This window comes from Nocardia paucivorans NBRC 100373, assembly GCF_000308675.1.
Classification (GTDB): Bacteria; Actinomycetota; Actinomycetes; order Mycobacteriales; family Mycobacteriaceae; genus Nocardia; species Nocardia paucivorans.
In genome coordinates, this window is the sequence record NZ_BAGE01000058.1 from 103,433 (window position 1) to 120,671 (window position 17,239).

Below are 17,239 nucleotides of genomic sequence, written 5' to 3' on the forward strand. Positions count from 1 at the left end.
CGGATCATCCTCGAGGATGACCGGTGACGAGACCACCGAGCGACGCGCCGCCGGGGGCGATACGGCATGCTGTGCTCATGATCGAGCTGAAAGGCCTGACCAAGCATTACGGGCAGACCGTCGCGGTTCAGGATCTGACCTTCACCGTCCGTCCCGGACAGGTGACCGGTTTCCTCGGGCCGAACGGCGCCGGTAAGTCCACCACCATGCGGATGATCCTGGGGTTGGACGAACCCACGGCGGGCACTGCGCTGATCAACGGGGTGCCGTATCGGCGGTTGAAGCATCCGCTCCGCGAGGTCGGCGCCCTGCTGGACGCGAGGTGGGTGCACCCGAACCGTTCCGCCCGCGCCCATCTGCAATGGATGGCGGCCTCCAACGACATCCCGAAATCACGGGTGGAGGAAGTGCTGCGTCTGGTTGGCCTGTCCGAGGTGGCAGGCAAGAAGGCCGGTGGGTTCTCGCTGGGGATGTCCCAGCGACTCGGTCTGGCCGGCGCGCTGCTCGGCGACCCCAAGGTGCTGCTGTTCGACGAGCCGGTCAACGGCCTCGACCCGGAGGGCATTCTGTGGATCCGCCGATTCATGCAACGGCTGGCCGCCGAGGGTCGCACCGTGCTGGTGTCCAGTCACCTGCTGTCGGAGATGGCGCAGACCGCCGAACACCTGGTGGTGATCGGCCGGGGGCGGCTGATCTCCGACTCCACCACCAAGGACTTCATCGCCCGCGCGTCCGAGTCGTCGGTGCGAGTGCGCAGCCCCCAGTTGGATCAGTTGCGCAGCCTGCTCACCTCCAACGGAATGACCGTTCGTGAGGACGGCAGCGACCCCGAAGCTCCGGCGATCATGGTGACCGGTGTGACCAGTGACGCGGTCGGTGAACTGGCCGGCGCCAATGGCATCACCCTGTTCGAGCTCGCGCCCGTGCACGCTTCACTGGAAGAGGCGTTCATGCGGATGACCGGGGGTGAGGTCCAGTACCACGGACAAACCGAGCCACCGCAGGACGGAGCGGACCGGGACAAGGTGATGGGAGGTGCCCTGTGATGGGCGTGCTGGCAGCGGAACGTATCAAACTCACCTCGACCAAATCACCGTGGTGGTGTTCGGCGATCGTGGCGGCGCTCGCGCTCGGCTTCGCCGCCCTCATGGCGTTCGTCATACGAATCGTGGCCGACCAGCCCGAGGAGAACGTTCCGATCCTGACGGTCGACACCGCATTCCTCGGCCTCGAGGGGTTCGGGATGATGGTGTTGATGATCCTGGCCGCCCTGACCGTGACCAGCGAATACCGTTTCGGCATCATCCGGACGACCTTCCAGGCGGTACCGAACCGCCCCCTCGTCCTGATCACCAAGGCGGGTCTGCTCGGAGCATTCGGGGCCGTACTCACCGCCGTGCTCACCTTCGGGGCGTTCGCGGTGGCCAAGGTGGTCGGCGGCGATGCGGCGAGCACACTGGTGCTCGAGGGCAACTGGCGGGCCGTCTACGGCATCCCGCTCATGGCCGTTCTCCATGTGATGCTGGCCATCGGTATCGGTGCATTGGTGCGGCAGTCGGCGGCGGCCATTTCGCTGCTGGTACTGTGGCAACTCGTCATCGAACCACTCGTCGGTGTCCTCGGCAGCGTGGGCCGCGATATCACTTCCTTCCTGCCGTTTCAGAATGCCCAGCGCTTCCTTACCATGGACCAGTCGTCCGTGTCTCTGGTGGACTGGCACTGGGGGGTGTGGGGCAGCCTGTTCTACTTCCTCGGTTTCACCGTGGTGGTTTTCGGTGCCGCGCTGTACGTGGTGAACGTGCGCGACGCCTGAGAGACAACCCGAGCCGCTTTCCCTCGCCGCTCGGGTTGCCGGTGAGACGACCTTGTCGGGAGGTCGACTCGCCCTCGCACCGTCGGTCACTGCCCGATCGACGGGGTGTACGCCGGCCCGGCGCGTGGTGCGCGCCGGGCCGGTGGCGGTTCTCACATTCCATGTTCGACCCGGTGAACACCGAAGCTTCGTATTCGAACGTGAACGTCGCATTAACTGTAACGGCCAGTTGCCTTTTCGAACCGTACGCCGACTAACATCGAAACAGCACCACACGTTAACCGATCGGCGGACCCAATGGTGTGGCCGCACCCGTCCGATAGAGAGGTGACAGGTGGCGATCATCAGCATTCCCCCGGCATCCCGAGAGCTGAGATACTCTCACACCGTGAACGAGGAAGCTTCCGGCCGCGCTGTTCCCGCGCCGAAGTCGGAAGTCGAATCCCATTCCACCGATCCCAGGGTTGCCGAATCCGATGAGATCCCGGTGATAGAGCTGCAACCCGTCCCCGAGAACGGGAAGACCACAGAGCACCACCCTGCTCGTTCGCCCTTCGGACGTCCACTGTCGGCGCTGGTCAAAAAAGCGAACGAACATGCGGATGTAATCGGCGTCCTGCGCAAAGCGCGCGAACAGCTACCCGGCGACCCGTCCTTCGGCGATCCCCTCTCGGTCTCCGGTCCCGGAGGCGCCCGCGCCGTCGCCCGCGCCGCGGACAAACTGGTGGGCGGCACGCCCAGCGCGGCCCGCGAAATCGGCTTCGGTGCCCTCCAGGTGTGGCAGGCGTTCCTGGAGCGTCTCGGCCGCGGTAAGGGAACCCAAGAGGTGACCGTGATGTTCACCGATCTGGTCGCCTTTTCCGCCTGGTCGCTCACCGCGGGCGACGAGGCCACCCTCACGCTGCTGCGCCGGGTCGCCGAGGCGATCGAGCCCCCCATCGGCGAATACGGCGGTCATCTCGTCAAACGCATGGGTGACGGTCTCATGGCGGTTTTCGACTCGGCCGATGACGCCGTGCACGCGGCCGTCGCCGCCAAACGCAATCTGGCCGATGTTCGGGTCGACGGCTACCGGCCCCGGATGCGCGTCGGCCTACACACCGGTTCCCCCCGGGAAATCGGCGGTGACTGGCTGGGCGTCGATGTCACCATCGCCGCCCGCGTCATGGAGGCGGGCGGTAACGGCCGAACCATGATCTCCGAGACCACCCTGGAGGCATTGTCGCCGGAAACCCTGGCCGACCTGGGGTACACGGTCCGTCCCTTCCGTCGGAGCTTCTTCAGCCCTCCGCTCAACGGAGTCCCCGAAGATCTGCGTATCTACCGAATCACCACCCGCTGACCACCGCGCCGGCCAAGACAAAGCACGGACGCGGGAGCATCGCCTGCCGCTACGACAGATCGAGATGCCGATTCATCTCCATGGCGGCCTCGGCCAGCTCGGGTAATTCGATTACCGTCCGCCCGAGTTCCCGCAGTTTCTCCACCCCCACACAGTTCTCGACGAAGGTCGCCGGTTCCCGCCACGCAATGACGATGGTAGGAATACCGGCGGCGATAATCCGGTCGGTACACGGCCTGCGGGTTGCGGTGGCGCGCTCGGAGCAGGGTTCGAGTGTGCTGTAGATGGTGGCGCGACCCAATCGGGGATCGTTCGGGTCCAGTTTGTCGAGCGCACATTCCTCGGCGTGCGATTTGGGATCGGTTTCGCGCGAGTAGCCGGTGGATATCTCGGTCCCATCGGCGACGATCACCGCCCCGACCGAGAACGCCCCGGTGGCAGCCGGACTGAGCCGGGCGAGTTCGATGGCCCGATTCATCCAGCGATGGTGATCACGCCCGGTCACGAACTCTCCTTCGGTCGGTAGCGCAACAATGCGATATCGCCGATGCGGCTGATATCCAGTAGCCGCATCCGCCGCGTGGACCCGCCGGGAAAGGTCGCCGGGCCGAGAAATCGCGGTGCCCTCGGGTCACCCACCAGGGTAGGCCCGATGGCCAGATGCAGTTCGTCGGCGAGACCGGCGGACAGAAAAGCGGTATGGATACGACTACCGCCTTCCACCATCAACCGTTCGATCCCGCGGCCCCCGAGATCGTCGAGCAGCGCACCGAAGTCGAGATCAGGACCGAGTACGACCACCTCGGCGAGCTCCGCGGAAACGGTCAGCTTCTCGGCCCCCGCATCGGTGGTGTAGACGAGCGGTCGCTGCCCCTCGGTGCCGTGATGCCAGAACGCCGCGGTGGGGTCCAGCTCCCCACTCGCCGTCACGGTGACCTTTCGCGGATACGCCGGACGACCGGCCGCGACCCGCGCCGCCCGGCGATTCGCGTCTCGCACGATCAATCGGGGATTGTCCCGACGCACGGTCTCGGCGCCGACGAGAATGGCATCCGACTCGGCCCGCACCTGGTCGACCCGGTCGAAATCGGCCGCGTTCGACAGCAACAGTCGCTCCGGACCGGCATCATCGATATATCCGTCGACGCTCATCGCCACGGACAGCACCACGAACGGGCGGATCATGCGGCCGGTCCGGACGAATGTTCCTCCGTCGATACGCGCGCGTCCGGATCGGCGGTACGGATGTCGTCGATCACGGTCACGGCCGCACGGGCAATGGCGAGTTCCTCATCGGTCGGCACGACCAGTACGGCCACCTCCGCACCCGGTGGCGAGATGAAACGTGCCCGACGATCATCGGCGGTATTGCGTTCCGGATCGACGACGATACCGAAATGGGACAGCCCGGCCAGGGCGTCGGCCCGCACATCGGAGGCGTTCTCCCCGACGCCGGCGGTGAAGGTGATGGCATCGACAGTGCCCAGTTCCACCAGGTAGGCGCCCAGATAGCGGCGCAACCGATGGATGTAGACATCGTAGGCGAGCCGGGCCGCGCGATCGCCCTCGCCGATGAGGCGGCGCAGTTCCCGAAAGTCGTTCACCCCGGCCATTCCCCGCAGGCCCGAGTCGCGGTTCAACAATTGGTCGATACCGTCGATATCCAGGCCGGCCGCGCGCACGAGGTGGGGGATGATACCGGGATCCAGATCGCCGGAGCGGGTGCCCATGACCAGCCCCTCCAACGGGGTCAGACCCATGGTCGTATCGATCGGGCGTCCCCCGCGAATGGCCGAGGCGGAAGCGCCGTTGCCGAGATGGAAGACGATCTGGTTCACCGATTCCCGCGGCCGCCCGAGCAGTTCGGCGGCGCAGCACGACACATACTCGTGCGAGGTACCGTGGAAACCGTAGCGGCGGATCCCGTAGATATCGGCGACCCGCGCATCGATGGCGTAGGTTTTGGCGGCGTCGGGCAGGTTGTGGAAGAACGCGGTATCGAAAACCGCGACCTGGGGGGTATTCGGCAACAAGGTGCGCACCGCCTCGATACCCAGCGCATTCGCCGGATTGTGCAGCGGCGCGAGGGCGGACAGTTCGCGAATGGTCGCCACCACCCGATCGTCGATCAGAGTTGGCCGGTAGAACACCTCCCCGCCGTGCACGACCCGATGTCCCACGGCCCGGACCCCGGCGCCGGCCAGATCGTGGCCGGTTTCGGCAAATTTCGCGAAGGCCAGGCGCAGCCCGGCGGTGTGGTCGGGAATCCGTTCCCGTTGGGTGAGGGTTCGGTCCCCGTCGTGGTGCTCGATGGCTCCCTCGGGTTCGCCGATCCGTTCGACCAGCCCGGATGCCGCCACCGCCCCCGTATCGGGTTCCAGTAGCCGGTATTTGATCGATGACGAACCGGAGTTCACCACCAGTACCAGGTTGTCGCTCATAACGCTCCTACCTGCCCGCCGACGCACGCGGTGCGGAACTCCGGGGGCCACCCGGACCCGGGATGCGGATCATTTCCCCTGCGCCTGTATCGCGGTGATGGCCACCGTGTTCACGATATCGGCGACCAGCGCACCCCGGGACAGGTCGTTCACCGGTTTGCGCAGGCCCTGCAATACCGGTCCGATCGCGACGGCGCCCGCGCTGCGCTGCACCGCCTTGTAGGTGTTGTTACCGGTATTGAGATCGGGGAACACGAAAACCGTCGCCCGGCCGGCCACCTCGGAGTTGGGTAGTTTGGCGTCGGCGACCGTCGGCTCGATGGCGGCATCGTATTGGATCGGGCCCTCCACCGGCAGTTCCGGTGCGCGTTCACGAACCAGTTCGGTCGCCACCCGCACCTTGTCCACATCGGCTCCGCTGCCCGATTCGCCGGTGGAGTAGGAGAGCATGGCCACCCGCGGTTCGATCCCGAACCGTTGCGCGGTGGCCGCCGAAGAGATGGCGATATCGGCCAGCTGTTCGGAGGACGGGTCGGGGACCACGGCGCAGTCGCCGTAGGCGAGTACCCGGTCGGCCAGGCACATGAGGAAAACGCTCGAGACGGTGGAGACGCCGGGCGCGGTTTTGATGATTTCGAACGCGGGCCGGATGGTGTGCGCGGTGGTGTGCGCGGCGCCGGAGACCATCCCGTCGGCCAATCCGCGGTACACCATCATCGTCCCGAAATACGAGATATCGCCCATCATTTCCCGGGCACGCTCCAACCGCATGCCCTTGTGCTTGCGCAATTCGGTGTATTCGCGAGCGAATTCGTCCAGGTACTCCGAAGCACGCGGATCCAGCACCTCGGCGTCGGAGATATCCACGCCGAGTTCGGCGGCCCGGGCCCGAATCAGGGATTCGTCACCGAGGATGACCAAATCGGCGATCTTGCGCTGCAATACCCGTCCCGCCGCCCGCAGAATACGGTCGTCGTTGCCCTCGGGCAGGACGATCCGCTTCCGGTCTGCCTGTGCCCGTTCGATGAGCCGGTATTCGAACATCTGCGGGGTGACCACATCGGAAAGCGGAACCCGCAACCGACGCAGGAAATCCCCGGCATCGACATGTTCTTCCATCAGCGCCAACGCGGTATCCACCTTGCGCGGATTACCGAGGGACATCCGCCCGCGGGTGCGGTGCGCGGCGCCGGCCGTCTCGTAGGTGCCGAGCGTGGTGGTGAGAATCGGCAACCGCGGTTTGAGACCCGACATGAGCCGTGCCACCGCCGGATGCGGGAGCAGACCGCCGTTCATGATAATTCCCGACAGCGACGGAAAACCTTCCGCCTCATGGGCATTCACCACGCTGAGCAGCACATCCGACCGGTCGCCGGGCGCGATCACCACCACACCGTCGGATAATCGCTCCAGAATGTGTTCGGCCGTCATTCCGCCGACCAGTACCCGCAGCGCCTCCCGGTTCAGCAGTTCCGGGTCGCCGCTGTACATTTCCCCCCCGATCGCCTCGCACAGTTCGCCCATGGTCGGCGCGATCAGCAGCGGAACCTCCGGCAGGCTCCACGACGGAACCCCGAATCCGGCCAGCACCGAACCGATTTCGGCCAGCTCCTGCGGCGCGCATCGGTTGGCGATGATCGCGACCAGCTGCGCGTGTTCCTGGGCCAGTTCGGCGGCACATACCTCGGCCAACCGACCCACCTCGTCGGGAGTGCGTCCGGCACCACGCAGCACCAACAGCACCGGAGCGCCCAGGTTCACCGCAATCCGGGCGTTGAACCGCAGCTCACTGGGACTGGCCACATCGGTGTAATCGCTGCCGATCACCACCACGGCATCGCAGACCTGCGCCACCTCGTGGTAGCGCATGACGATCTCGCCGATGGCCGCGTCGGGGTCGGCGTGCACCTGCTCATAGGTCACGCCGACCGCCTGCCCGTAGTCGATATCGGCGGTGCTGTGCTCGAGCAGCAACTCCAGGATGTAGTCGGGTTCGGCATCCGACCGGGTTATCGGCCGGAACACCCCCACCCGCGCTGTGGTCGCGCACAGCATCTGCAGCACTCCCAGCGCAACCGTCGACTTCCCGGTATCACCCTCCGGGGACGCGATATACACACTGGACGCACCAACCTCGGCCATACCCAGCAGCCTAGCCGGGTCCCCCCGCCCCAGGCGCCGACGGCACGGGCGGGCCCCACACCGCCGCCGCCGGGCAGCGCCTATGGGTTACCGGACGATCACACGCTCGCGCGCAGGCGGGGGGCCAGATCGCGGGCGAAAAGATCCAGGAATCGGCGCTGGTCATGGCCGGGGGCGTGGAAGACCAAGTGGTTCAGTCCGGCGTCCAGGTAGGGCTTGATCTGCTCGACGGCCTGGTCCGGGTCACTGGCAACGATCCACCGTTTGGCGATCTGCTCGATCGGCAGTGCGTCGGCGGCGGCCTCCATCTCGATCGGGTCGGTAATGCTGTGTTTCTGTTCCGGGGTCAGCGACAGCGGCGCCCAGAACCGGGTGTTCTGCAGGGCGAGTTCCGGGTCGGTGTCGTAGGAGATCTTGATCTCGATCATCCGATCGATATCGTCAACCGTGCGCTCGGCCTTGGCCGCGCCCTCGGCCAAGGCGGGCATGAGCTTGTCGGTGTAGAGCTCCATCCCCTTGCCCGAGGTGCAGATGAAACCGTCACCGGCCCGACCGGCGTAGCGGGCCACCAGCGGGCCACCGGCCGCGATGTAGATCGGGATACCGCCTTCCGGGACGTCGTAGATGGATGCGCCGACGGTCTTGTAGTACTGCCCGTCGAAGTCCACCCGGTCGCCGGTCCACAGCTGCCGCATCAACTCGACCGCCTCGCGCAGCCGCGCGAACCGTTCCTTGAATTCCGGCCATTCGCCGAGGTAGCCGGTGGCGATCTCGTTCAGCGCCTCACCGGTGCCGATACCGAGCATCACCCGATTCGGATACAGACAACCCATGGTGGCGAAGGCCTGCGCGATCACCGCCGGGTTGTAGCGGAAGGTCGGGGTGAGCACCGAGGTGCCGAGCTGGATGCGCCGGGTGCGTTCGCCCACGGCGGCCAGCCAGGCCAGTGAGAACGGGGCATGTCCCCCTTTGTGCCGCCACGGTTGGAAATGATCGCTGATAACCGCGCTGTCGAGGCCGTGCTCCTCGACCTGTACCGCCAGTTCCACCAACTCCCGCGGCCCGAACTGCTCCGCCGACGCCTTGTACCCGAGCTTGAGCTCACCCATCTGCGCCACTCCTATCGCTGCAGCTGTCGTCCGAACGTCACCGATCGCAACCCGTCGCGGCCGGACGATTGTTCCCGTTCCACGGTTGATCTCCACATCGCGCGACCTTTCGCCGGTCCGCCTTCGACCATAGCCGGCCGGCCCGACCGCTGTGTTATCGGTCTCATCCCGCACTCCGTACCGCCCGAACCTCACCGGTCCGGCGCCGCCCATGGCGCAGAATGGTCGAGGTGACCACCGCCGACGATCGAATTCTGTCCTACCTCACCGATATGGACGGGGTGCTGGTGCACGAGGATCACCTGGTGCCCGGCGCCGACGAATTCCTCGCCGAGCTGCGCGCGAAGGAGATCCCGTTCCTGGTCCTGACCAATAATTCGATCCGCACCCCACGCGACCTGCAGGCCCGCCTGCGGCGTATCGGTCTCGACATCCCGGAATCGGCCATCTGGACCTCCGCCCTGGCCACCGCCGACTTCCTGAACGACCAACGCCCGAACGGCACCGCCTATGTGGTCGGCGAATCGGGTCTGACCACCGCATTGCACGAGATCGGATACGTCCTCACCGACAGCGACCCCGACTATGTCGTCCTCGGCGAGACCCGCACGTATTCGTTCGAGGCGATCACCACCGCGATCCGGCTGATCGAGCGGGGCTCACGTTTCATCGCCACCAACCCGGACCCCACCGGACCGTCCCGCGAGGGCGTACTACCCGCCACCGGCTCCGTCGCGGCCCTCATCACCCGCGCCACCGGCCGCGAACCCTATTACGTGGGCAAACCCAATCCGCTGATGATGCGTTCGGCGCTGCGACGGATCGGTGCGCACTCGCGGACCAGCGTGATGATCGGCGACCGGATGGACACCGATGTCATCTCCGGCCTGGAGGCGGGGATGCGCACAATCCTGGTCACCTCGGGTATCTCCACCAGGGCCTCGGCCGAGCAGTACCCGTATTGCCCGACCATGATCGTGGACTCCGTCGCCGATCTGGTCGGACGTACGTCGCAGCCGTTCGACGGGTGATCAGCCGAGCGCCTGCTCGAGGTCGCCGAGCAGGTCCTCGACATCCTCGAGACCCACCGAGATCCGCACGACACCGTCGGTCAATCCGATCCCGGCCCGCCCTTCCGGTCCCATCGCCCGGTGAGTGGTGGTCGCCGGATGGGTTATCAGGGTTTTGGCGTCGCCCAGGTTGTTGGATATATCGATGATCTGGAGCCGGTTGAGCACCTCGAACGCGCGTTTCTTCGCATCGTGCTCGGACGCGGCCACTTCGAAGGTCACCACCGTCCCACCACCGCTCATCTGCGCGGTCGCCAAATCGTATTGCGGATGCGACTCGAGGAAGGGATAGCGCACCCAGTTCACCTTGGGGTGCTCCTCCAGGTACTGCGCGATCCGCAGGGCCGCGGATGTGGAGTGCCGCACTCGCAACGGCATGGTTTCCAGACCTTTGAGCAGGGTCCAGGCGTTGAACGGACTCAATGCCGGACCCGTGTGCCGCATGAGGGTTTTCACCGGCCCCTCGATGTACTCCTCGGAGCCGAGAATGGCGCCACCGAGCACCCGGCCCTGACCATCGATGTGTTTGGTACCGGAGTACACCACCACATCGGCGCCGAGTTCGAATCCGCGCTGTAGCAGCGGGGTGGCGAACACATTGTCCAGCACCACTTTCGCGCCCGCGGCATGCGCCAGCTCGGATACCCGCCGCACATCGACCAGGGTCTGCATCGGGTTGGCGGGGGTTTCGAAGAACACCGCGGTGGTGGGCACCGACAGTGCCTGCTCCCACTGGTCGAGGTCCTCACCGTCCACGAAGACCGTCTCCACTCCCCAACGGGGCAGGATCTCGTTGCACACCACGAAACAGGAACCGAACAGGCTGCGCGCGGCGACCAACCGGTCACCGGCGGACAAAAGCGCGCCCAAGGCGGTGAACACGGCCGCCATCCCGCTGGCGGTGGCAAAACACGCCTCGGCGCCATCGATGAGCCGCATCCGCTCCTGGAAGGTGGCCACGGTGGGATTGCCGTAACGGGAATAGACGAAGTGAGGCAACTCCCCGGTGAACGCGGCCTCGGCCGCTTCCGCGCTGGAATAGACGAACCCGGAGGTCAGATACAGCGCCTCGGTGGTCTCCTCGAATCCGGACCGCTGCAATCCACCCCGAACGCCGAGGGTGGCCGGGCCGACACCCTCCGGCAGCGGACGCTCGAAGGCTCCGCCGCCGATCATGACTGCCGCCAGGGCAATCCGAGGGCCCGCCAGCCCGCATGACCGCGATGCCCGTGTTCGTCGAGAGGTCCTTCGAAACCGTCGCTCACGTTGTAGGCGGGCTCGATGCCCGCGGCCGTGGCGGCCGCGGCGGCATGCGCCGAGCGCTGGCCGGAACGACAGAGGAAGAGTACGGGGGCGTCCGGTTTGCGACCGTCGAGCGCCTCGTTCAACTGGTCCAGGAATCGGTGGTTCGGGGCTCCGGTGCCGTCGACCCATTCGACCAGCACCGTCGGCCGGTCGAGTGCGCTGGTGTCGGGAACTCCGACGAACCGCCACTCCGCCTCGGTTCGTACATCCACCAGCACGGCGTCGGGATTGTCACGCAATATCTCCCATGCCCGCTGCGGGTCGATATCGCCTGCATAACTCATTGATGGCACCTCCCTGCGAACCCGCACTTGCGCACGTCGGGTTCTGACGCACGCCGGGTCGTCACCCGGAGCACCCCACCGCGGAGGAGGGTTGCCGACCAGCCAGCCGGGGCTTGACGCTGGTGCTCATGACCCTCAGATGAGATTGCCCGGCCCGAGGTTGCCGTGTCAAACCACCGATAACAAGGGCCGGCTACGAGCGAACCGGCTGGTTACAGACCCGCCGGCCGGTATGGGCGCGGACCGGATGCCAGGTGTCGGTCACTGCTCGGCCGTCCACCGTGACGGTGACCTCGACCGTGGCCTCGTCGCCGGAGATCCGCAGGTCGTCGAGTTCGTCCACGGTGACGGCCTTTCCGGATCCGTCGTTCTCCGACAAACCGACCAACGGCGACCGGGCCGGGTCGAAATCCGCACATACCGCGCCCTCGGGTGGGGTGAGTCCATAGCGGCCGCTCATCTCGGCGAAGTCGTAGACGGCGGCGACCACCCGCTCGGTCTCTGTGACATTTTTCTCAACGGGTGACCGGACGGCGGCGAGCACGATGCCACCCAATACGAGAATCGCGACCACCGCTGCCAGTACGAACGGCATCACCGACCGGGTCGGGTCACCGGCCGCGCGCTCGATGGGTCCGGTCGGGTCGGCGGCCTCCCCGGACGGTATCTCGGGTTGCGCATCGTTCATGACGACGATGATCCATGGTGCCCACGACGGACGGATTCGCCACCCCGATAGAATCGGTCCTGATCGCGGCCCTGCTCCGAGGCAGAGCGCCGTGATGGCACGGGAGTGCGGCGCCGCCATACCGATGGCCGGCCGTAGTGGCCGCGCCCGCGTGGCACCGCAAAGGTGCGTATCAGCCGCGCGTCAACTTAGCCTAAGCTAATAAAAGACTGCTCGTGCTGAGCCAGCTCATCAGATCCTTTCGACCGACAAGGGTGCGCGTAACAGATGACCGAACAGATTGAGGCGACCCGCCCGCTCCGGATCGCGATAGTGGGTGCCGGCCCCGCCGGGATCTACGCCGCCGACGCGTTGATGAAATCCGATGCCGAGGTGAGCATTGATCTGTTCGAGCGGATGCCCGCCCCGTTCGGGCTGATCCGCTATGGCGTGGCCCCCGATCACCCCCGGATCAAGGGCATCGTCTCGGCCCTGCACAAGGTGCTGGACAAACCACAGGTGCGACTGCTGGGCAATATCGACTACGGCACCGATATCACTCTCGAAGATCTGCGCCACTTCTACGACGCGGTGATCTTCTCCACCGGCGCCAATGCCGACCGGGCGCTGCCCATCCCCGGTATCGATCTGGAGGGTTCGTTCGGCGCCGCCGATTTCGTGTCCTGGTACGACGGACACCCCGATGTGCCGCGTACCTGGCCGCTGGACGCGGAGAAGGTGGCGGTGCTCGGCGTCGGCAATGTCGCCCTGGACGTGGCGCGGGTGCTGGCCAAGACCGGTGACGAACTGCTGCCCACCGAGATCCCGCCGAACGTGTACGCGGGTCTGAAGGCCAACAAGGCCGTCGAGGTGCACGTATTCGGCCGCCGCGGCCCGGCCCAGGCCAAGTTCACCCCGCTGGAGCTGCGCGAATTGGATCATTCGCCGACCATCGAGGTGATCGTCGACCCGGAGGACATCGACTACGACGAGGGCTCCGAGGCGGCGCGGCGGCATTCCAAGCAGGTCGATATGGTCGCCAACACCCTCGAGCAGTGGGCTATCCGCGACCAGGGCAACCGCCCGCACAAGCTGTTTCTGCACTTCTTCGAATCCCCTGCCGAGATCCTCGGGGAAAACGGCAAGGTCGTCGGACTGCGCACCGAGCGCACCCAGTTGGACGGCACCGGCAATGTCAAGGGCACCGGGAAGTTCACGGACTGGGAGGTGCAGGCGGTCTACCGGGCCGTGGGCTACCTGTCGCAGAACATCTCCCAGCTGCCATTCGACGAGCAGGCCGGTGTGGTGCCCAATGAGGCCGGGCGCGTCCTGATCGATGAGAACGCCGACGGCTCGGCCCGCTATATGCCCGCCACCTACGTCACCGGTTGGATCAAACGCGGTCCCGTCGGCCTGATCGGCCACACCAAGGGCGATGCCAACGAAACCGTGGCCTGCCTGCTCGACGACAGCCCTCGCTTCACCCCTGCCACCGATCCCGACCCGGGCTCGGTCGTGGCGTTCCTGGAAGGCAAGGGTATCCCCTACACCACCTGGCAGGGCTGGTACCGCCTCGACGCCCACGAGCGTGCCCTCGGCGAGCCGGAAGGCCGCGAACGGGTCAAGGTCGTGGAGCGCGAGGACATGCTGCGGGCCAGCGAGCCGCACAAGGTCTAGACAGTTCCACGTCTCCGTCATGCGTGAGTCCGTCGGCGGTTCGCCCATCACCCGGGACGGGGACGGTGGGCGAACCGCACCGGTGGGGGCCGGTCACGCCGGCCCCGACCGCGCCACCGCTGGTGGTGTCATCAAACGCTGAGGCATCCTGTACCCGTGTTCGACGCCCATGTGCACATCATCGATCCGCGGTTCCCGCTGATCGAGAACGAGGGCTACCTCCCCAAGCCGTACACCATCGCGAACTACCGGCGGCGTATGTCCCGCTTCGAGTTGAGTGGCGGCGCCGTGGTCAGCGCCTCCTTCCAGGGCAACGACCAGAGCTATCTGCGAGCCGCGCTCGCCGAATTGGGGCCCGGTTGGGTGGGGGTGACCCGGCTCGACCTGGACGCCACGGATGAGGAGATCCTCGACCTGCACCGGGCCGGAGTGCGCGCGGTACGTTTCAATCTCAAGCGCGCCGCCACCGATATCGCGACCATGACCCGGCAGGCTTTGCGTGCCTACGATCTGGCGGGCTGGCATGTGGAGATCTACGTCGACGGGCAGATGCTCGCCTCACTACAGCCGGTGATCATGAAACTGCCCAAGGTGTCGATCGACCACCTCGGCATGTCGGACGAGGGTCTGCCGTATCTCCTCGATCTGGTGGACCGCGGCGCACGGGTGAAGGCGACCGGCTTCGGCCGGGTCGAGATGGATGTGGCCACCACCTTGAGCCGTATCCACGCCGTGAACCCGGAAGCCCTCATGTTCGGCACCGACCTCCCCGGTACCCGCGCCCACCGGCCGTTCCGCGACCGGGATGTACAACTGATCTGCGATGTCGTGGGCAGCGATATGCACGCCGTCCTGGAGGACAACGCCCGTGCCTTCTACGGTCTGCCCGCGATCGAGCGGCCCATCGAAGATCCGAACCCTACGCTGCCGCTGCTGCTTCCACCGATCCCCGACGAGGGACCGAGCCCGAACGACGGCAATACCCGGCCCCTGCCGATCGTGGAATAACGACCGCCGGCACCGGATATCGGGCGGCTATGCGGCGATTGCCCCCACCAGCCATACGCCGCCGGCCAGCAATGCCCCCAGCAGCTCGACCAGCATGGACAATCCCACACCCTTGATGGCCTGCTTGCTCGACTCCCAGGCCTGCCGCTGCTCGGGCAGCCGCTGCAATTCCGAAAGATAAACCCCCACCACGAATCCCACGAACAAACCGACAACCGGGATCAGGAAGAACCCGACTATCCCGGCGATCCCACCGAGCAGCAGTGTCCGATTCGGCACCCCCGCCTCTTTCAATTTCCGCCCCGGCCAGGTGTATTTGACCACCCCCGACACGGTCAGCAGCACGGTGGCTATGGCGAACACCGTCCACGCCACGGCCCCACCGGTGAGAAAAGCCCATACCGCGATCGCCCCGAAGATCAGGATCACACCCGGCAGAATCGGTACCACGATCCCGGTCAACCCGACCAGAATCACCAGGCCGACGACGACCTCACCCCATACGCTCACGTTTCCTCCACAGTCGACGCTGCCCGCATTCTTCCGTATGTGGATGAGCGAAGGCGAGTTTCGGACCGAACCCTGGATCGCCAATAGAGTGACGTCATATTTCTGGCAGTAGGGATCTCGGGTGACCGGTGTGAGGCCTTCCGGCCTGGCCTGCGCACCCGGCATGCCCCCTCCTCGATCGAGAAGTTGTTCCACTCGAGCCCATTTCTCAGCATTCACGATCCAGAAGCAGCCGAGCCACCAGGGCTCGGTGATCGGAGCCCGGCAGGTCCACCGTTTCCGTGGTGATCGCGCAGGCACCAGCGGTGAGAATGTGGTCGATGCCGACCACGGGCACCGGCCACTTGCCGGTCGGATAGGTGGGCAGGTGTCCGGCACCCGCCTGTTCGGCCGCATCGTCGAAACGCCCGGACAACAGGGCCCGGAACTGCGAATGATCGTAGGTGGCATTGAAGTCGCCGCCGACGATCGCCGGTCGATCCGCCGGGGTCCGTTCGAGAATGTCGTGCAACCGGGACAACTCGTCGGCCCAGACACGGGGGCGAGCGATCGGTGGGACCGGATGAAAGGCGTATATCGCGACCGGCCCGATATCGGGGATATCGGCCGTGGCCGATATCTGGTTGAGAACGAAGCCGTCGTATTCGACGGTGTCGGACAGCGGGTAGCTGCTCCAGATCCCCGTCCCGGTCGCGGTTCTCCCGGGGCGCAGATACCGGTGGGGCAACAAGCGATCGAGTCCCGCCCGGTCGAGGGCCTCGACCGTCGCCGGGGTGAGTTCGTTGACGGTGAGCACCGTAATATTCCGGGCCCGTACCTCCGCGACGAGCGCCGCTGGATCGGCCCCGTCGAACAGGAGGTTGGCCTGCATCACCGTCACCGCGTTCCCGTCGTCGCCGGCCGCACGGCCGAGGTAGAGCGGGGCCTGGGTCCAGAACGCGGCGACGAATACGGCGCTCGCCACACCCACACCGACCCATCGACGCAGCACGGCGAAGATCGCCGTGCCGGCGAGTGCGGCACTCATCAGATACGGAGCGACCGAGGTGGCGGAGACCACAATGGGAAACAACCACGGGACCGCGGTGGGAAGCCATTGCGGACCGAAGTGCAAAACGATTCCCACGACTCCGGCCAAGGTGGCGATCCGGGCAAGTACGACGACCACTTCGGGCCGAATCACCGTCCACTTCACATCCGACAGCCAAACACGGCCGCGCGCCGATCGTGGGTTCCGGGTTCCCGCCGGTGGATAGGGAAACTCGTGTCGAGAGTTCGGCTTTCCGACCGTCAGAACAGGGTCGGCTCACCGAAACCGGGGGTGCGTTCGATGACCAGTAGCCGCAGTTTGGTATCGACACCGCCCGGCGCCGAGAAACCGTGCAGGGCGTGATCGGCCGACAGTACCCGGTGGCACGGGATGATGAGGGGGATGGGGTTACGCCCCAGTGCCTGCCCGACCGCCTGGGCCGCGCCCGGTGCGCCGACCCCTTCGGCCACGGCGCCGTAACTGAGGGTACGTCCGGGGTCGATGGCGCGCGTGACGGTGTACACCGCGCGATGGAATTCGGGCACACCCGCCAGGTCCACCGGGATCCAGCGCAGATCGTCCAGGTCGCCGGCCAAGTGGGCCCGGACACCCGCGATCGCCTCCGCGCGCGATCCGGTCGCGGGTTCCGGACACAACCGAACGCCACCCTGGGCCGCAGGTGTGTCCGGATTGCTACCGGGGAGATGAAATCGCACGACGATTTCGTCGCGCCAGGCCATGGCACAGCGACCGATAGCGGTGTCGAACGATGTCAGATCAATGGGAGTGCCCGCCCTACCCGGCATATCGACAGTCTGCCGCCGAGCACCGACAATCCGAA

At 66.0% G+C, this 17,239-nt stretch carries 18 protein-coding genes and 1 riboswitch; of the genes, 7 read left to right on the forward strand and 11 right to left on the reverse strand.

What is annotated here, in order from left to right:
- The first annotated feature begins 77 nt into the window (after window positions 1-77).
- From ON32_RS22065 to ON32_RS22075, 3 genes are all read left to right on the forward strand, one after another.
- Window positions 78-1,046, forward strand: coding sequence for an ABC transporter ATP-binding protein (locus ON32_RS22065; RefSeq protein WP_040792969.1), 969 nt, complete (start codon window positions 78-80; stop codon window positions 1,044-1,046).
- On the forward strand, window positions 1,046-1,813 hold the full coding sequence (locus ON32_RS22070) for an ABC transporter permease (protein ID WP_040792890.1): 768 nt from the start codon (window positions 1,046-1,048) through the stop codon (window positions 1,811-1,813). Before ON32_RS22065 ends, ON32_RS22070 begins: the two co-directional genes overlap by 1 nt.
- A 496-nt stretch (window positions 1,814-2,309) precedes the next feature.
- Complete coding sequence (locus ON32_RS22075) at window positions 2,310-3,155, forward strand: adenylate/guanylate cyclase domain-containing protein (protein ID WP_373284356.1); 846 nt, start codon at window positions 2,310-2,312, stop codon at window positions 3,153-3,155.
- A 49-nt stretch (window positions 3,156-3,204) separates the two neighbouring features.
- Here ON32_RS22075 and ON32_RS22080 read toward each other — a convergent pair whose 3' ends face one another.
- The 5 genes from ON32_RS22080 to fgd form a co-directional block, all read right to left on the reverse strand.
- Entirely contained in the window at window positions 3,205-3,660 is a 456-nt protein-coding gene (locus ON32_RS22080) for a deaminase (protein WP_157224289.1), read from the reverse strand.
- Window positions 3,657-4,340, reverse strand: a complete 684-nt coding sequence (locus tag ON32_RS22085) for a RibD family protein (RefSeq protein ID WP_040792891.1) — start codon at window positions 4,338-4,340, stop codon at window positions 3,657-3,659. The genes ON32_RS22080 and ON32_RS22085 overlap by 4 nt, the downstream gene beginning before the upstream one ends.
- Window positions 4,337-5,596 carry an acetate kinase gene (locus ON32_RS22090; protein ID WP_051133558.1) on the reverse strand — a complete coding sequence of 420 codons (1,260 nt, stop codon included), beginning with the start codon at window positions 5,594-5,596 and terminating at the stop codon, window positions 4,337-4,339. Before ON32_RS22090 ends, ON32_RS22085 begins: the two co-directional genes overlap by 4 nt.
- A 69-nt stretch (window positions 5,597-5,665) precedes the next feature.
- Entirely contained in the window at window positions 5,666-7,738 is a 2,073-nt protein-coding gene (pta, locus tag ON32_RS22095; RefSeq protein WP_040792892.1) for a phosphate acetyltransferase, read from the reverse strand.
- Window positions 7,739-7,836: 98 nt separating this feature from the next.
- A complete protein-coding gene (gene fgd, locus ON32_RS22100) occupies window positions 7,837-8,847 on the reverse strand; it encodes a glucose-6-phosphate dehydrogenase (coenzyme-F420) (RefSeq protein ID WP_373284353.1) in 1,011 nt (336 codons plus the stop codon).
- A gap of 272 nt (window positions 8,848-9,119) precedes the next feature.
- Here fgd and ON32_RS22105 point away from each other — a divergent pair, with 272 nt between their 5' ends.
- Window positions 9,120-9,878, forward strand: coding sequence for an HAD-IIA family hydrolase (locus ON32_RS22105; protein WP_373284357.1), 759 nt, complete (start codon window positions 9,120-9,122; stop codon window positions 9,876-9,878).
- On the opposite strand, the gene ON32_RS22110 is transcribed toward ON32_RS22105, so the two are convergent.
- From ON32_RS22110 to ON32_RS22120, 3 genes are all read right to left on the reverse strand, one after another.
- Entirely contained in the window at window positions 9,879-11,093 is a 1,215-nt protein-coding gene (locus ON32_RS22110) for an O-succinylhomoserine sulfhydrylase (RefSeq protein WP_040792895.1), read from the reverse strand.
- Window positions 11,090-11,506: a rhodanese-like domain-containing protein gene (locus ON32_RS22115; protein ID WP_040792896.1), complete on the reverse strand. Its 417-nt coding sequence runs from the start codon at window positions 11,504-11,506 to the stop codon at window positions 11,090-11,092. Before ON32_RS22115 ends, ON32_RS22110 begins: the two co-directional genes overlap by 4 nt.
- Window positions 11,507-11,524: 18 nt before the next feature.
- Window positions 11,525-11,640: riboswitch (SAM riboswitch) on the reverse strand.
- A gap of 59 nt (window positions 11,641-11,699) precedes the next feature.
- On the reverse strand, window positions 11,700-12,194 hold the full coding sequence (locus ON32_RS22120; RefSeq protein ID WP_040792897.1) for an Rv0361 family membrane protein: 495 nt from the start codon (window positions 12,192-12,194) through the stop codon (window positions 11,700-11,702).
- Window positions 12,195-12,461: 267 nt separating this feature from the next.
- Between ON32_RS22120 and ON32_RS22125 the strand changes: the two genes are divergently transcribed.
- The 3 genes from ON32_RS22125 to ON32_RS22130 are packed head-to-tail and all read left to right on the forward strand — an operon-like array spanning window position 12,462 to window position 14,858.
- The gene (locus ON32_RS22125; RefSeq protein WP_040792898.1) at window positions 12,462-13,850 is read left to right on the forward strand and encodes an FAD-dependent oxidoreductase; all 1,389 of its coding nucleotides are present in this window, start codon (window positions 12,462-12,464) and stop codon (window positions 13,848-13,850) included.
- A gap of 19 nt (window positions 13,851-13,869) precedes the next feature.
- Window positions 13,870-13,992, forward strand: a complete 123-nt coding sequence (locus tag ON32_RS30585) for a hypothetical protein (protein ID WP_281032245.1) — start codon at window positions 13,870-13,872, stop codon at window positions 13,990-13,992.
- A gap of 14 nt (window positions 13,993-14,006) precedes the next feature.
- A complete protein-coding gene (locus tag ON32_RS22130; RefSeq protein ID WP_040792899.1) occupies window positions 14,007-14,858 on the forward strand; it encodes an amidohydrolase family protein in 852 nt (283 codons plus the stop codon).
- Between the two features lie 27 nt (window positions 14,859-14,885).
- Here the strand turns inward: ON32_RS22130 and ON32_RS22135 are convergent, their stop codons facing one another.
- The 3 genes from ON32_RS22135 to ON32_RS22145 form a co-directional block, all read right to left on the reverse strand.
- Window positions 14,886-15,368, reverse strand: coding sequence for a DUF456 domain-containing protein (locus tag ON32_RS22135; RefSeq protein WP_040792973.1), 483 nt, complete (start codon window positions 15,366-15,368; stop codon window positions 14,886-14,888).
- A gap of 208 nt (window positions 15,369-15,576) precedes the next feature.
- Window positions 15,577-16,563 carry an endonuclease/exonuclease/phosphatase family protein gene (locus ON32_RS22140; protein WP_051133559.1) on the reverse strand — a complete coding sequence of 329 codons (987 nt, stop codon included), beginning with the start codon at window positions 16,561-16,563 and terminating at the stop codon, window positions 15,577-15,579.
- Between the two features lie 95 nt (window positions 16,564-16,658).
- Window positions 16,659-17,204, reverse strand: a complete 546-nt coding sequence (locus ON32_RS22145; RefSeq protein ID WP_051133560.1) for a methylated-DNA--[protein]-cysteine S-methyltransferase — start codon at window positions 17,202-17,204, stop codon at window positions 16,659-16,661.
- Between the last annotated feature and the right edge of the window lie 35 nt (window positions 17,205-17,239).

Bases quoted from the DNA above. Each gene is read 5' to 3' on its own strand.
- ON32_RS22065 (WP_040792969.1), top strand. From the start codon at position 78: ATGATCGAGCTGAAAGGCCTGACCAAGCATTACGGGCAGACCGTCGCG.
- ON32_RS22115 (WP_040792896.1), bottom strand. From the start codon at position 11,506: ATGAGTTATGCAGGCGATATCGACCCGCAGCGGGCATGGGAGATATTG.
- ON32_RS22145 (WP_051133560.1), bottom strand. From the start codon at position 17,204: ATGCCGGGTAGGGCGGGCACTCCCATTGATCTGACATCGTTCGACACC.
- ON32_RS22125 (WP_040792898.1), top strand. From the start codon at position 12,462: ATGACCGAACAGATTGAGGCGACCCGCCCGCTCCGGATCGCGATAGTG.
- ON32_RS22085 (WP_040792891.1), bottom strand. From the start codon at position 4,340: ATGATCCGCCCGTTCGTGGTGCTGTCCGTGGCGATGAGCGTCGACGGA.
- ON32_RS22120 (WP_040792897.1), bottom strand. From the start codon at position 12,194: ATGAACGATGCGCAACCCGAGATACCGTCCGGGGAGGCCGCCGACCCG.
- ON32_RS30585 (WP_281032245.1), top strand. From the start codon at position 13,870: ATGCGTGAGTCCGTCGGCGGTTCGCCCATCACCCGGGACGGGGACGGT.
- ON32_RS22105 (WP_373284357.1), top strand. From the start codon at position 9,120: ATGGACGGGGTGCTGGTGCACGAGGATCACCTGGTGCCCGGCGCCGAC.
- ON32_RS22070 (WP_040792890.1), top strand. From the start codon at position 1,046: ATGGGCGTGCTGGCAGCGGAACGTATCAAACTCACCTCGACCAAATCA.
- ON32_RS22110 (WP_040792895.1), bottom strand. From the start codon at position 11,093: ATGATCGGCGGCGGAGCCTTCGAGCGTCCGCTGCCGGAGGGTGTCGGC.
- pta (WP_040792892.1), bottom strand. From the start codon at position 7,738: ATGGCCGAGGTTGGTGCGTCCAGTGTGTATATCGCGTCCCCGGAGGGT.
- fgd (WP_373284353.1), bottom strand. From the start codon at position 8,847: ATGGGTGAGCTCAAGCTCGGGTACAAGGCGTCGGCGGAGCAGTTCGGG.
- ON32_RS22090 (WP_051133558.1), bottom strand. From the start codon at position 5,596: ATGAGCGACAACCTGGTACTGGTGGTGAACTCCGGTTCGTCATCGATC.